Origin of the sequence: Bradyrhizobium sp. PUT101, from assembly GCF_052043945.1 — a bacterium.
In the GTDB taxonomy this organism is placed as follows: domain Bacteria; phylum Pseudomonadota; class Alphaproteobacteria; order Rhizobiales; family Xanthobacteraceae; genus Bradyrhizobium.
Genome location: NZ_CP197207.1, coordinates 2284161 through 2299275 on the forward strand (window position 1 = coordinate 2284161; position 15115 = coordinate 2299275).

Below are 15115 nucleotides of genomic sequence, written 5' to 3' on the forward strand. Positions count from 1 at the left end.
TCGACACGAGGAGACGTGAACGGTGCGCATAGGCCTGGTGGTCGATCACCCCAAGCGTGACCTGCCGGGGGCAGTCATGCTCGGCTATCAATTGGCGCGGCGCGGCGTCTCCGTCGTGCTGGTGCCGATGTACGAGCAAGCTGTCGACGTTCCGAGGCTCGGGCTCGACGCGCTCGTCGTCAACTACGCGCGTCCCGTCAATCTCGATCTGATGCGCAGCTTTGCGCGGGCCGGGCTCGCATTATACGTGCTCGATACCGAAGGCGGCGTGCTCGCGGAAAAGGGAGGCAACTCGCCGCGGGCAATGGCGGCCCACATCAAGGACAGCGGCTACGCCGACATCCTGGCGGGCTATTTCTTCTGGGGCAGCCGGCTGCACGAGGCCTTCCTCGCGGCCGGAACCATGAAGCCGGAGCAGCTTCACCTCACCGGATGCCCGCGCTTCGACTTTGCGGCGCCGCGCTGGCGAGCGCTGCTCGATGGCGAACCGCGTGACTACCTGCTCGTCAACGCCAACTTCCCGTTGGTCAATTCACGCTTCACCGGCAAGCCGGGCGGCGAGCGCGAAGCGATGGTGCGGGCCGGCTGGGATGGAGCCTATGTCGATCGCTTCATCGCGGACCTGAAGCAGGTCTTCGCCAACTATCTCGCCGAGATCGACCGGCTCGCCGCAGCGCGGCCTGACCGCACCATTCTGGTGCGTCCGCATCCCTTCGAGAGCGAGGAGGTCTATCGCAACGCGCTCGCGCGCCACGCCAACGTCCTGATCGAGGGCAGCGGCAGCGTACTCGACCGCATCCGCAACGCGGCCGCGGTCGTTCATCTCAACTGCGGCACGGCCGTCGAATCGGTCCTGCTCGGAAAGCTTCCGCTCCAGCTCGAATATCTGAACACGCCGATCACCGCCGGACATGCAGCGCTGCCCGCGCGCGTGAGCCGGCCGGTCGCCTCCTTCGAGGAGCTGCTTGGCGCGATCGACCGCATCGAGCGCGAGACCGAGACATTCGATTTCGCCCGGGTTCATGCCGCCGATATCGAGGCCTTCTTCCATCTCAACGACGGGCAAGCCGCCGAACGCGTCGCTGATGTCCTGACGCGCGCTGCGGCTGCGCGCCGGCCTTACGTGTCGTTGCTGGCGACCGTGAAGGGCACGCGCGACAAGCCGAGCGTCGGCCAGATCGTCAAAGGTGCTGCCAGCGCCGCGCTCGGATCGGCCGTGACGGAACGACTGCGCAGCCGGTTCAACCCGGCCCGGCGCGACAAGCAGATCGGGCCGGTCTTCGTCAAGGCTCTGCTGCAGCGTATCGCAACTCATGACCGTGCGAGCCCGGCGCAATTCACCGCAAGACGCGCGCACTGCGCGACGACAGGCTTGCCGCTCGCGAGCATCGCCATCGAACCCGCCCGATAGACTCATGACCACATCCGCGAAGACCATTCTCATCACCACGCTCGCCGAATACCAGACCCGGTTCTGGATTCCGGTCGCGCAGCGGCTGCGTGCGGCAGGCAACGATGTCGAGTTGCTCGCCTTTGACGATCGCAGCGCCGAGATGTCGGCGGCAGAAGGCGTGCCGGTCACGAACATGTATCGCGACGGTCTCAAGACCGGTCCGTCGCCCGACGATCGCCGCGCGTTCGACGCGCGCGTCGCCGCCTACGGACTCGACGGGACCAATTTCCTGTTCAGCCACGAGCGGTTCACGTTCGGCATCCGCGACACCGCCGCGCTTCGCCGGCGGTTCATGATCTATGCCAACGCGATGGAGGCGTTGCTCGACCGCCTGGAGACGCAGGGCAAGCGCGTCGAACTGGTTCAGGAACTCGGCGGCTTCCTCTCCGTCATCGCGAGCTTCTACGCCGCCAGGCGTCGCGACATCCGCAACTGGTTCATCGAGCCCTCGTTCTTTCGCGGCCGGATGTATTTCACGCCGGACAGTCTCGCTGCGCCCGACGTGATGCCGACGCCGGCAGATTCGGTGTCGTCAGATGTACGCGCCTATCTCGACGACACCCTGACCCAGCGCGCGATCGTCATCCCCAAAAAAGACCAGCATCATTATTCGGCGGCTTTCAAGAAGGTCGTGAACCTGCGCAACGCCCGCCGCCTCACCGAAAAGCTGTGGGACCAGTTCGCGCTCGGCAAGCATCAGGAGTTCGGACACAATCTGCGCCACGCCCGCGTGCACGCGGCGATGGCGCTCAATGCGACGCGGCTGCGCAAGCTCTACAAGCCGATTCCCGGGGCGCCCTTCGTCTACTATCCTTTCCACGTTCCGGCCGACATGGCGCTGACGCTGCGCTCGCCCGATTATCTCGACCAGGTCGCAACCGTCGACTTCCTGCTGCGGACGATCCCGGACTCGCATGTGCTGGTGGTGAAGGAACACCCCGCCCAGATCGGCGCGATCTCGGCCGATCGCCTGTTCGAGCTGGCGCGCCGCTTCGACAATTTGGTGTTGCTGCCGCCACAGACCAACAATTACACAGTGCTCAGCCGCGCCGATGCGGTCATCTCCGTCAACAGCAAGTCGGGCGCCGAGGCCTTGCTGCTCGGCAAGCCCGTCGTGGTGATGGGCGATGCGTTCTATCGCTCCTGCCCGCTGGTCTACGCGGTCGACCGACTGGCGGACGTGCCCGCGCGGCTGCGCGAGGCGCTCTCCGCCGGGCCATTCGATCCGACCAAGGGTGCGCCCTATTTCGAATCGGCCTGGCGCAGGTCTTATCCGGGCGAACTCTATATCAGCGATCCCAAGCTGCTCGACACTTTCGCGGCCTCCTTGCGCGCCGCGATCGCTGAGCCCGCTCGCGCGAATTGAACGGATTCGTCATGCCGCTCGTCTCGATCATCACCCCATCCTGGAACGTCGAAGGTCTGATCGAGGAGACCATCCGCTCGGTGCAGAACCAGAGCTTCTCCGATTGGGAGCTCCTGATCGCCGACGACTGCTCGACCGATAGGACACCGCAGATCATCGCTGACATCGGCGAGCGCGATCCTCGCGTCAAGCTGATCCGGCAGGCGAAGAACGGCGGGCCGGCGCTGGCGCGCCAGGCCGCGATCGACCGGGCGCAGGGCCGCTATCTCGCCTTTCTCGACAGCGACGATCTGTGGCTGCCCGAGAAGCTGGAGCGGCAGCTCGCCTTCGCGAAGGCGAAGCAGGCCGCGCTGAGCTACACCGCTTTCCGCCGCATCAACGAGACCAGCACGGTCACCGGACGGCTGATCGAGGTGCCGGCCTCGCTCAGCTATGGGCAGCTCCTGAAAAACACCGCGATCGCGACGCTGACCGCGATGGTCGACCGCGAAATCGCCGGCCCCATCGCGATGAAGAACGAGGGGTATGACGATTTCTGCCTGTGGCTCTCGATCCTCAAGCGCGGCCATACCGCATACGGTCTCAACGAGGATCTTGCGCGCTACCGCGTCAGGGGCTCCTCTGTCTCCAGCCGTCCGGTGCGCTCGGCCAAATGGGTCTGGCAGATTTACCGCAATGTCGAGCACCTCTCCTTGGTCCGATCGGCCTGGTGCTTCGGCTATTGGGGGGCGCGGGCCTGGTTGAAGCGGCGGGAGTTCTAGACTGATCGCCGGGCAGCCGGCGCTGCCCACCCTGAAAAAACGCGAAAACAACCCCATGCACAGTAGAGGTGTTAAAATACCTCAATCCAAGCCATCTGGCTATTGGCGAGTCCAGCCGTTGCCGATACCACTCAGCCCGCTCTCCTGCGAACAGTCTGGAACCGATCATGCCGTTTGAAAACTACAGGAACAGCCGCATCCTCGTGACCGGGGGAGCCGGGTTCATCGGATCGCACCTCTGCGAGCGACTGCTCGAGTCGGGGGCCGAGGTGGTCTCCGCGGACAACTATTTCACCGGCAGCCGGCGCAACATTGCCCATCTGATCGCAAATCCGCTGTTCGAGGCGGTCCGGCACGACGTCACCTTCCCGCTCTACATCGAGGTGGACGCGATCTTCAACCTGGCCTGCCCGGCCTCGCCGATCCACTACCAGCGCGATCCGGTGCAGACCACCAAGACCTCGGTGCATGGCGCCATCAATATGCTGGGGCTCGCCAAGCGGCTCAAGGCGCGCATCTTCCAGGCCTCCACCAGCGAGGTCTATGGCGATCCGCTGATCCATCCGCAGACCGAGGATTACTGGGGCAACGTCAACCCGATCGGCATCCGTTCCTGCTACGACGAGGGCAAACGCTGCGCCGAGACGCTGTTCTTCGACTATTGGCGCCAGCACAGCCTGCCGATCAAGGTCGCGCGCATCTTCAACACTTACGGCCCGCGCATGCAGCCAAATGACGGTCGCGTGGTATCGTCCTTCATCGTCCAGGCGCTCAAGGGCGAGCCGATCACCGTGTTCGGCGACGGCGGTCAGACCCGCTCGTTCTGCTATGTCGACGACCTCGTCGAGGCCATCATGCGGTTGATGGTGAGTGCCGAAGACGTCACCGGCCCGATCAATCTCGGCAACAATTCCGAGTTCACCATCCGCGAGCTCGCCGAGAAGGTCATCAAGCTCACCGGCTCGCGCTCCCGGCTGGAGTTCAAGCCGCTGCCGCAGGACGATCCGCGCCAGCGCCAGCCCGACCTCACCAAGGCGAAGGCTGTCCTGAACTGGGAGCCGAAGGTCGCGCTCGAGGACGGCCTGAAGGAGACCATCGCCTATTTCAAGCACTCGCTCGATATCGCCTGATCCGGCTCGCGGGGCCATTCCCGTGGTTGCGGATAGCTGCGATGTAGCCGACAGGATAGGACACCGGCGAACCAAGACAAAGATGTTTGCCGGAGAAGCCTTGCGGAAAATGACCACGCCTTCAGGTCAGCTGGAAATCGAAATCGTGACGGGCCTGGAGAAAGTCGGCCAGAATGTCGATTGCAGTCGTGCCGTGACTGTCCGCCGGTGGAGTCAACTGATCCGACGCGGTCCACGGATCGGCGGGTGCCGGGATAAGGTCCGGCGGCTCGGACGGAGCGGTCAACGAGGGGGTGAAATCGAACGCGAAACCGTCGCCGGATGTCGGCGCAGCGCCCACGGTGCCGTCGCCGTTGAGATCCTGCTGCAGCGTCGGCTCCAGCGCTTTCAGAGACGGATCGGACCCGAGCACTTCCGGGGCCGCGGCAAGGGTCGTCAGGAAATTGCCGTTCGCGTCCGTGCTCCAGACCGAATAATGGGCGTTCGCCGAGTTCTTCCAGACCACGTCGTAGCCACCGCCCGACACCTTCTCGGCGCCGATCACCGACCAGGTGCCCCAGTTCGCTGTGATCACCGCAGAGCCTGCATACTTCAAGGTCGGCCCGGTACCTGTCGCGATGCTCTCAAGATGGTAGTTGCCGCCAGATGAAACGACGCGCGTCGATCCAAACGCCTCGATCGTGGTGCTGCCGGCAGCAGCGACGCCGATCATGCCGTCACCGTTCAGATCTTGCTGCAGCGTCGGCTCCAGCGTCATCAGCGATGGATCGGTTCCCAGCATTTGGGGAGCCGAACCCAGCGTGGTCAGGAAGTTGCCGTTGCTGTCCGTGCTCCACACGGAGTATTGCCCGCCTGCCGAATCCTTCCAGACCACGTCGTAGCCGCCGCCCGACACCTGCTCGGCACCAATCACCGACCATGTGCCCCAGTTCGCTGCGATCACCGCAGAGCCCGCGTATTTCAAGATCGGCCCGGTACCCGACGCGACGCTCTCGAGATGGTAGTTGCCGCCGGATAAAACCAGACGAGTCGATCCAAGCGCCTCAATCGTGGTGGTGACGGCAGCAGCGACGCCGATCATGCCGTCACCGTTCAGATCTTGCTGCAGCGTCGGCTCCAGCGCTTTCAGAGACGGATCGGACCCGAGCACTTCCGGGGCCGCGGCAAGGGTCGTCAGGAAATTGCCGTTCGCGTCCGTGCTCCAGACGGAATAATGGGCATTCGCCGAGTTCTTCCAGACCACGTCATAGCCGCCGCCGGATACCTGCTCGGCGCCGATCACCGACCAGGTGCTCCAGTTCGCTGCGATCACCGCAGAGCCTGCATATTTCAAGGTCGGCCCGGTACCGGTGGCGATGCTCTCGAGATGGTAGTTGCCGCCGGATGAAACGACGCGCGTCGATCCAAGCGCCTCGATCGTGACGGCAACAGGGAAGCCGATCATACCGTCACCGTTCAGATCTTGCTGCAGGGTCGGCTCGAGCGTCTTCAGGGACGGATCGGTTCCCAGCATTTGCGGGGCCGAACCCAGCGTGGTCAGGAAGTTGCCGTTGCTGTCCGTGCTCCACACGGAATATTGCCCGCTGGCCCCTTCCTTCCAGACCACATCATAGCCGCCGCCAGATACCTGCTCGGCGCCAATCACCGACCAGGTGCCCCAGTTCGCTGCGATCACCGCAGAGCCCGCATATTTCAAGGTGGGCCCGGTCCCGGTGGCGATGCTCTCGAGATGGTAGTTGCCGCCGGATAAAACCAGACGCGTCGATCCAAGCGCCTCGATCGTGGTTGTCACCAAGCTGGAGCTTGCGAAGGTACCATCGGCGAATTGGAAGTACTCTACACCCACGGCAGTGTCGGTTCCGTCGGGCAGGCCGGAACGTTGGTCGACGATTGTGAATATCTGCGTCGCCACGTCGTACGAAATCAGGTAGTTGGCCCGGCTGCCCGAATACACCGAAGTGTCCGTGCCGGTGCCGCCATTTATACTGTCGTTGCCCGCACCGCCCGTGATGGTGTCGTTGCCGCCTCCACCGTTCAGCGTATTGGCGATGGCGTTGCCGACGATCGTGTCGTTGCCGGACCCGCCGATGGCGTTGTCGATGTAGGAGCGCGTGTCCCCGTTGTAGAGATAGGCGTTGTAGACGTTGCCCGATGCATAATGGCCGTTGCCGAGATAGGCCAACTGCACGGAGGAGAACACCGACGAAGCGCCGGGATTGAGGTTGATGCTCAGGCTCGTCGTGTAGTTCGACAGGTCGTAGGTATCGACGCCGCCGCCGTCCCAGACGGTCTCGTAGATGCGGTTGGCCGAGCCGCCGACGCCGCCGCCCGGCGCGAGCTGACCGACGCCGTTGATGAACTGCTGTCCGGTGGTCGAATTCCAGGTGTAGACGGTGTTGCTGCTCTGCGTCGTGTAGTCCGCGCCGTACATCGTCTGGAGCGCGAGGATATCGTTGGCCATGTAGGTCTGCGAATATCCGTAGGCTTCGTTGGTGTAGCCGCCCGTGGTCGAAGCGCCGACATAGCTGCGATAGCTCATGACGGTGTATTCGCTACTGTCATGCGCGCTCGGCACCGCGACGTTGGCGGGCCCGCCGGCCTCCTGGCTGTGCTTGAGGCCGAGGGCATGGCCGAGTTCGTGCAGCGCGGTGGTGAAGTAGTAATTGCCGAGCTTGGCCAGCGAGAAATTGTATTGGGTGCCGAACCAGATGTCGCCGCCGGGCGCATAGTTGCCGGGATAGTAGGCGTAGGCAGTCGGATTGGCCGCCGGCGACTGCGCGATCATGATGTCGGCGCCGTTCGTGCCTGCGTACTGGATGTCGGCGTTGGTGTAGCTGAGAATCAGCCCGACCGCGTAGTTGATCGCCGCCTGTATCTGCGTGGGCGCCGAGGCAAAGCCCGAGGTGGTCGGCTCGCTGTAGCCGCCGCTATAGGGATTGGCGTAGTCGCTCGGCGCGTCGGGAAAACTGTAGGTGATGGTGCCCGACCATTTGGCGCCCGACAGCAGGCCGTCGATCTCGGCGTTGTTGGTGGCACTGACATTCACAGCGGTAGCCAATTGACTCTCCAGAGCAACGCTCTCGCCAGATTCGCGGCGGAGACGCATGATTCTAGCCTGAGAGTTGAACGTTTGGTTTAATTTGGGCCGCGGCGTCCGCTCCCTTCCGTAAGACCTTGTTAGGCGTCAAATTCCGTAGTCATACGGACACCAATGGGATACCGTTTCCGGTCCCCTGTCATGTCCCAGAGACGATATTATGAAACGAGGCGCATTGTCAGCCGGTCTGATCGGTGTCCTCGCGACGTTCGCGGGATCGGATCATCTGTCCAATGGAGATCAGCCTGCCATGGTCGGGAAAGCCAAAGCGGATGACGACAGGAAGGAGAGCGGCAAGGCAGGCCGCGCACCCTCCATGCCCATCGCCCGCGATCCTGCCGTCGCGGTGGCAGAGGAATACGAAGCCGCCCGCCGGAAGGGAACGCGGGAAGCGTTCGAGCTCTTCATTGCGCGCCACGGCGATGATCCCCTGGCCGAGCAAGCGCGCGCGGAATTGAAGCGCCTGTCGCGCTGAGCCCTCTACGCACCGCAGCAAAGCCGCTTCAGGCATGGCATTTCGGCAGGCGGCATCCGCATTGGACCAGGGTTGCCGCAAAGGCTTTCGGCACTATGGTAGCCCCGCAATCTGTCCCGGAGCCTCTCAAGATGCCCTTTCCGCATGCCTCGGAAGCCCTGTCGCGCTTCACCGTGCTCGATCTGACCCGCGTCCGCTCCGGGCCGACCTGCGTGCGGCAGCTCGCGGACTGGGGCGCCAATGTCGTCAAGATCGACGCGCTGACCGAGGACGCCGGCGGCGAGCAGCCGGGCGGCCCCCGGCGGGGTTCCGACTTCCAGAATTTGCACCGCAACAAGCGGGCGATGACGCTGAACCTGAAGGACGAGCGCGGGCTCGCCGCATTCAAGCGCCTGGCCGCCAAGGCCGACGTCGTGGTCGAGAACTTCCGTCCCGACGTGAAGAAGAAGCTCGGCATCGACTATGACAGCCTCGCCGCGATCAACCCGCGCATCGTTTATGGCAGCATCTCCGGCTTCGGCCAGGACGGCCCCTACCATAAGCGCCCCGGCTTCGATCAGATCGCGCAAGGCATGGGTGGGCTGATGTCGATCACCGGCGCGCCGGGCGAAGGCCCGATGCGGGTCGGCATTCCCGTCGCCGACCTCACCGCCGGCCTGTTCTGCGCCATGGGCATCCTCACCGCGCTGCTCGAGCGCGAGGTCTCCGGCAAGGGCCAGTGGGTGCAGACTTCGCTGCTCCAGGCCCAGATCTTCATGCTCGACTTCCAGGCCGCACGCTGGCTGATGGAGAAGGAGGTCGCCAGGCAGGCCGGCAACAACCACCCGACCAGCATCCCCACCGGCGTGTTCAGGACCTCCGACGGCTACATCAACATCGCGACCACCGGCGGGCGGATCTGGGAGCGTTGCGCGCAGGCGATCGGTGCGCCGGAGCTCTTTGGCCATCCCGACTACGCGACAGCCCCTGCCCGCTCCAAGAACCGTGATGCCCTCAACGCCGAGATCGAGAAGCGCACCGTGACGAAGTCGACCGAGACCTGGGTCCGCGAACTCAACGACGCCGGTGTGCCCTGCGGTCCCATCTATGCCATCGACCAGATGTTCGACGACCCGCAGGTCAAGCATCTCGGCATTGCGCAGGACGTGCCGAACGACGAGGGCCGCCATATCCGCCTGGTCGGCCAGCCCGTGACGCTGTCGCGCACGCCGAGCCGCATGGTGGCGCGGCCGCCGGAATTCGGTGAGCAGACCGACGAGCTGCTGAAGGAGTTCGGTTTCGGCGCGGACGAGATCGCGAGGCTGCGGGACGCCAAGGTGGTGTGAGCCTCACGCATACCGTCTCCAACGACAAAGCCCGGCGCGAGCCGGGCTTTGCTTCTCGTTAGACGCCGTCCGTCGATTTCAGTACTTGCTCAGTACTTGCCGACCACCGGACCAGCGAACTGATAGTTGATGCCGACGCACAGGATGTGATCGCTGAAGCGGGACGAGACGTTGGCACCGATCGTGGAACCCGACGCGCCGCTCATTGCGAGATCGCCCTGGCCCGCTGAGTCCATCCGACGCGCCCGAGCAGGCCGTCGATCACCGGCCAGAACAGCAGCAGGATCGCCAGCGTCGTGATCGAACCGACGAGGCCGTTCGACCAGAACACCTTGAGGTCGCCACCGGAGCCGATCATCGACAGGCGAAAGGCATCCTCGGCGCGGTTGCCGAGCACGAGCGCGAGGGTGAACGGCGCCAGCGGAATACCGATCTTCTTGAAGACGTAGCCGACGATTCCGAAGCCGAGCATCAGCCAGATGTCGAACATCGCGTTCTGGATCGCATAGGCGCCGATCGCGCAGGACACCACGATCATCGGCGCCACCGCGGCGAACGGCACGCGCAGGATCGAGGCGAAGATCGGCACTGTCGTCAGCACCAGCACGAGGCCGACGACGTTGCCGAGATACATCGAAGCGATCAGGCCCCAGACGAAGTCCTTGTGTTCGACGAACAGCAGCGGCCCCGGATTGAGCCCCCACACCATCAGCCCGCCGAGCAGGATCGCCGCAGTGCCCGAGCCGGGGATGCCGAGCGCCAGCATCGGCAGCAGGGCCGAGGTGCCGGAGGCATGCGCCGCCGTCTCCGGCGCGAACACGCCCTCGATGCGGCCCTTGCCGAAGCTCTCTGGTTCCTTGGCGAAGCGCTTGGCAAGGTTGTAGCCCATGAAGGAGGCCGCGATCGCGCCGCCGGGGGTGATGCCGAGCCAGCAGCCGATGAAGGAGGAGCGCAGCAGCGTCACCCAGTATTTCGGCAGGTCCCTCCAGACGCCGAGCACGACGCGGAGCGAAATGCCCGCCGCATGCCCCCGCAGCGCCAGCCGCTCCTCCATCGTCAGCAGGATCTCGCTGATGCCGAACAGGCCGATGACGGCGACCAGGAAGTTGATGCCACGAAGCAGTTCCGGCGAGCCGAAGGTCATGCGGAGATTGCCGGACACGGTATCCATGCCGATGCCGGCGAGCAGCAGCCCCAGCGACATCGAGATGACCGTCTTGTGCTTGGCCTCGCGCCCGAGGCCGACAAAGGAGCAGAAGGTCAAGAGATAGACCGCGAAGAACTCGGGCGGGCCGAACTTCAATGCGAAGGAGGAGATCATCGGCGCGAGAAAGGTGATCAGGAGCACCGCGACCAGCGAGCCGATGAAGGAGGAGGTGAACGCCGCGGTCAGCGCCTCCGCCGCCCGACCCTGCTGCGCCATCGGATAGCCGTCGAAGGTGGTCGCGACCGACCAGGCTTCGCCCGGGATGTTGAACAGGATCGAGGTGATGGCACCGCCGAACAGCGCGCCCCAATAGATGCAGGACAGCATCACGATCGCCGAGGTCGGGTCCATCGTGAAGGTGAGCGGCAACAGGATCGCGACGCCATTGGGGCCGCCGAGCCCTGGCAGCACGCCGACGAAGATGCCGAGCACCAGCCCCACCATCATCAGCACAAGCGTCTTCCACGTCAGCAGGACGGCAAAGCCGTGGAGCAGGAGCCCGAAAGCTTCCATCGCGCGGGCCCGCCTAGCGGCCGAGGGCCGCTTCGAGCGGCCCTTTCGGCATGATGACGTCGAAGGCGATGTCGAAGGTGACGAACATGATCGCCGTGAACACGAAGGCGGTGAGCAGCGACTTCCACAACGCGATCCTGCCGACAAGGCGCATGAAGCCCGCGATCAGGAGGAAGCTCGCGACATAGAGGCCGAGGAACTGTGTCGCCGCGCAGAACAGCAGCGTCGGCACGAACACAGCCATCACGCGGCGGGCCTGCGCCCGCGTGACAAAGGTCTCACGCGCCGCGCGCCGCGCGAGGAGCGCCGTGATCAGGCCGTAGAGGCTGCCGCCACCGAGGACAATGGCCAGGTAGAATGGGAAATAGCCCGGCTCCGGCCCGGTCGCATCCCAGGACGCGCCGGTACGCCAATTGTCGTAGCCGAGCGTGACGGCGAGCGCGAGCAGCAGGAGACAGACGACGATCTCGATCGTCCCGGAAGAAACGACGGAGGGGGAGTCGTCTTCAGGGGCGGTCGGATCGTCGACGACGATTTCAAGTTCGGTTTGGGACATGGTGAGCAAATGCTGTGGTCCATGACCTCTCCCCGCTTGCTGGGAGAGGTGATGACCAGCTACTTCGCGACGAAACCGGCTTCCGTCATCAGCGACTTGTTCAGCGCATCGTCCTCCTCGAGGAACTGCAGCATGTCCTTGCCGGTGAGGAAGATCGGCTTCAGCGCCTGCTTCTCCATGTACTCCTTGTATTCCGCGGTCTGCGTCACGTTGTGGAACAGATCGACATAGAACGCCTGCTGCTCCGGCGTGACCTTGCCAGGCAGGAACATCGCGCGCAGCATCAGATACTGCACGTCGACGCCCTCCTCCTTGCAGGTCGGGATGTCGGCCCAGGACTGGGTGTCCGTCACCTTGCTGGTGTAGGAGATGCGCTCCTTGTCGAACACGCAGAGCGGGCGCACCTGGCCCGCACGCCAGACTTCGAGATTTTCAGACGGATTGTTGACGTTGGCTTCGGTGTGCTTGCCGACCAGCTGGGTCGCGGCCTCGCCGCCGGACTTGTACGGCAGATAGGAGAATTTCGCGCCGGTCTTCTGCTCAAGGAACACGGTCAGCACGTGGTCCTCGCGCCTGGAGCCGGTGCCGCCCATCTTGAACGGCGCGCTCGCGGCTTTCGCGGCTGCAACGAACTCCTTCACCGTCTTGGGGCCTGCGCTGTTGTCCCAGAGAACGAACTGGTCGAGCGCGACCACGGAGACCGGGGTCAGCTCACGCCAGTTGAACGGGATCTTGGCCGACAGCGGCAGCATGTAGATCAGCGAATAGGCGATCAGAACCTTGTTCGGGTCGCCCTCGCTGGATTTCATGTACATCAGCGCTTCCGCGCCCGAGGCGCCGCCCTTGAGCGAGACGACCATCGGCTGCTTCATCAGATTGTTCTTCTGGATCGCGGCCTGCATCATCCGCGCCATCTGGTCGGAGGCGCCGCCCGCGCCCGCCGCAACCACGATCTCGACGGGCTTCGTCGGTTCCCAGCCGGCGAGGGCCGGCGTGCTCAACAACAGCGCCGCCGCGGCGCCGACGGCTTTCACTGGAATTCGCACGAGTTTCGCCCCCTGTTGTTTTTTTGGCTTTGTAGTGCGGAGAATTCTATCCCTGCATTGTGCGGACTAATATTGACGAGTTCAAGCAGACTGGCAATTCAACGCACATGACTTTCGACTGACGAAGCCGAAAGCTCATGACGCTTCTACCTGCCCTTCCAGACGGGCGTCCGCTTGTTGAGGAAGGCGTCCATGCCCTCGCGGAAATCTTCGCTCATATAGGCCTTGAGGATCAGGTCCTCGCCCTCCTCGCGCGATAGCGTGCGACGGATGCGGCGCACCGCCTCCTTGGTCGCCTCCAGCGTGAGCGGCGCGTGGCTGGCAATGAGCTTTGCGGTCTCGTCGGCGCGGCGTTGCAGCGTCTCGACGTCGGGCACGACCTCGTTGAGCAGGCCGAGCGCCAGCGCTTCCTGCGCCTCGACGAGGCGCGCCTTGAAGATCATATCCTTGGTACGGGCGGGACCAACCAGCGCGACGACGCGGCTGATGTTGGACATCGACAGGCAGTTGCCGAGCGTACGCGCGATCGGAAAGCCCATCCGCGTCGTCTCGGTGCCGATGCGGAGGTCGCAACAGGCCGCGATGCCGGCGCCGCCGCCGGTGCAGGCCCCCGCAATGGCCGCGATCACCGGCACGCGGCACTGCTCGAGCGTGCCGAGCACGCGGTCGATCCGCGCCTCGTAGTCGAGCGCATCCTGCGCGGTCTTGAAGGCACGGAATTGCGAGATGTCGGTGCCGGAGGCGAACGCCTTGTCGCCGGCGCCGGTCAGGATCAGCGCCTTGATCGAGCGATCGGCGTTGATCTCCAGGCAAATCTCCGCCATGCGGTCATACATGGCGAAGGTCATTGCGTTGCGCGCCTGCGGGCGGTTGAAGGTGATCCGCGCGATGCCGTCCTGGACGGAGTAGAGCAGGTCTTCGTTGGCGGTCGTCGGTGCGTTCATCGCGCAATCTCTTTCTTCAAGTTAGATGGATCAAGCCACCTGGGCCTTGGCCATCGGCACGGCGTCGCGTCCCTTCAGGACGTCCATGGCCGCGAGCACGCCGCCGCTCCGGTGCGGGATCTTTGCAAGATCGAGGCCCATCTCGACGCCGGCAAGCGTGCCCATCAGCATCAGATCGTTGAAATGGCCGATATGGCCGATGCGGAACACCTTGCCCTTGACCTTGTTCAGGCCGGTGCCGAGCGACATGTCGAAGTTTTCCAGCACGACCTTGCGGAAGGCGTCGGCGTCGTGTCCTTCCGGCACGCGCACGCCGGTCAGCGCGGGCGAATGCGCGGCGGGATCGGCACATTGCGTCTCCAGGCCCCAGACCTTGACCGCGGCGCGCGTTGCCGCGCTGTGGCGCTTGTGGCGGGTCCAGACGTTCTCTAGCCCCTCCTCTTCCAGCATCTTGACCGCTTCACGCAGGCCATAGAGCAGGTTGGTCGCGGGCGTGTAGGGGAAGGTTCCGAGCTTGTTGAAGTTGATGACCTCCTGCCAGTCCCAATAGGAGCGCATGCCGGGATTGGCCTTGGCCGCGGCAAGCGCCTTCTCGGAGACGGCGTTGAAGCCGAGCCCCGGCGGCAGCATCAGGCCCTTCTGCGAGCCCGCCACCGAGACGTCGATGCCCCAGGCATCGTGCTCATATTCCATCGAGCCGAGGCCGGAGATGGTGTCGACCATCAACAGCGCCGGATGCTTGACGCGGTCGAGCAGCTTGCGCACCTCCAGCGGCGGCGTCACGCAGCCGGTCGAGGTCTCGTTGTGGACGACGCAGACCGCCTTGATCGCGTGCTGCTTGTCGGCGGCAAGGCGCTTCTCGATCTCGGCGAGGTCGGCGCCATGGCGCCAGTCGCTCGGAATGAAGTCGACGTCGAGCTTGAACTTGTCGGCGATGCCGCGCCACAGCACGGCGAACTGGCCGGTCTCGCACATCAAAATCTTGTCGCCGGGCGCGAACACATTGACCATCGCTGCTTCCCAGGCGCCGGTGCCCGACGAGGGGAAGATGATCACGGGCTGCTTGGTGCGGAACACGCGCTGCATCGCAGCGAGAACGGCGAAACCGAGTTCGGCGAACTCCGGACCGCGATGGTCCAGCGTCGGCATGTCCATCGCCCGCAGCACCCGGTCGGGCACGTTGGTCGGTCCTGGAATCTGTAGGAAATGCCTTCCACTATGCACGGTCATCGGCGTCCTTCC

General features: G+C 64.3%; 12 protein-coding genes. 6 read left to right on the top strand and 6 right to left on the bottom strand.

The window, feature by feature from the left end; genetic code table 11:
* Positions 1–22: 22 nt before the first annotated feature.
* The 4 genes from ACSHT2_RS11155 to ACSHT2_RS11170 all read left to right on the top strand — a co-directional run bounded on the left by ACSHT2_RS11155 (position 23) and on the right by ACSHT2_RS11170 (position 4710).
* A complete protein-coding gene (locus tag ACSHT2_RS11155) occupies positions 23–1411 on the top strand; it encodes a surface carbohydrate biosynthesis protein (protein ID WP_440641608.1) in 1389 nt (462 codons plus the stop codon).
* A 4-nt stretch (positions 1412–1415) separates the two neighbouring features.
* Positions 1416–2819 (top strand): capsular polysaccharide export protein, LipB/KpsS family, encoded by a 1404-nt coding sequence (locus tag ACSHT2_RS11160; protein ID WP_440641609.1) that lies wholly within the window; start codon positions 1416–1418, stop codon positions 2817–2819.
* Between the two features lie 11 nt (positions 2820–2830).
* Complete coding sequence (locus tag ACSHT2_RS11165; protein WP_440641610.1) at positions 2831–3580, top strand: glycosyltransferase family 2 protein; 750 nt, start codon at positions 2831–2833, stop codon at positions 3578–3580.
* A gap of 167 nt (positions 3581–3747) precedes the next feature.
* Positions 3748–4710, top strand: a complete 963-nt coding sequence (locus ACSHT2_RS11170; RefSeq protein WP_440641611.1) for a UDP-glucuronic acid decarboxylase family protein — start codon at positions 3748–3750, stop codon at positions 4708–4710.
* A gap of 121 nt (positions 4711–4831) precedes the next feature.
* Here the strand turns inward: ACSHT2_RS11170 and ACSHT2_RS11175 are convergent, their stop codons facing one another.
* Positions 4832–7768, bottom strand: coding sequence for a M10 family metallopeptidase C-terminal domain-containing protein (locus ACSHT2_RS11175; RefSeq protein ID WP_440641612.1), 2937 nt, complete (start codon positions 7766–7768; stop codon positions 4832–4834).
* Between the two features lie 289 nt (positions 7769–8057).
* On the opposite strand from ACSHT2_RS11175, the gene ACSHT2_RS11180 reads away from it, so the two are divergent.
* Both ACSHT2_RS11180 and ACSHT2_RS11185 read left to right on the top strand, forming a co-directional pair.
* The gene (locus ACSHT2_RS11180) at positions 8058–8282 is read left to right on the top strand and encodes a hypothetical protein (RefSeq protein WP_440641613.1); all 225 of its coding nucleotides are present in this window, start codon (positions 8058–8060) and stop codon (positions 8280–8282) included.
* A gap of 131 nt (positions 8283–8413) precedes the next feature.
* On the top strand, positions 8414–9607 hold the full coding sequence (locus ACSHT2_RS11185; RefSeq protein ID WP_440641614.1) for a CaiB/BaiF CoA transferase family protein: 1194 nt from the start codon (positions 8414–8416) through the stop codon (positions 9605–9607).
* 202 nt (positions 9608–9809) lie between these two features.
* On the opposite strand, the gene ACSHT2_RS11190 is transcribed toward ACSHT2_RS11185, so the two are convergent.
* The 5 genes from ACSHT2_RS11190 to ACSHT2_RS11210 form a co-directional block, all read right to left on the bottom strand.
* On the bottom strand, positions 9810–11327 hold the full coding sequence (locus ACSHT2_RS11190) for a tripartite tricarboxylate transporter permease (RefSeq protein WP_440641615.1): 1518 nt from the start codon (positions 11325–11327) through the stop codon (positions 9810–9812).
* A 13-nt stretch (positions 11328–11340) separates the two neighbouring features.
* Positions 11341–11883, bottom strand: a complete 543-nt coding sequence (locus ACSHT2_RS11195; protein WP_440641616.1) for a tripartite tricarboxylate transporter TctB family protein — start codon at positions 11881–11883, stop codon at positions 11341–11343.
* 59 nt (positions 11884–11942) lie between these two features.
* On the bottom strand, positions 11943–12923 hold the full coding sequence (locus ACSHT2_RS11200; protein WP_440642816.1) for a tripartite tricarboxylate transporter substrate binding protein: 981 nt from the start codon (positions 12921–12923) through the stop codon (positions 11943–11945).
* A 152-nt stretch (positions 12924–13075) separates the two neighbouring features.
* Entirely contained in the window at positions 13076–13873 is a 798-nt protein-coding gene (locus ACSHT2_RS11205; RefSeq protein ID WP_440641617.1) for an enoyl-CoA hydratase/isomerase family protein, read from the bottom strand.
* 30 nt (positions 13874–13903) lie between these two features.
* Entirely contained in the window at positions 13904–15103 is a 1200-nt protein-coding gene (locus ACSHT2_RS11210) for a pyridoxal-phosphate-dependent aminotransferase family protein (RefSeq protein ID WP_440641618.1), read from the bottom strand.
* Positions 15104–15115 lie beyond the last annotated feature (12 nt).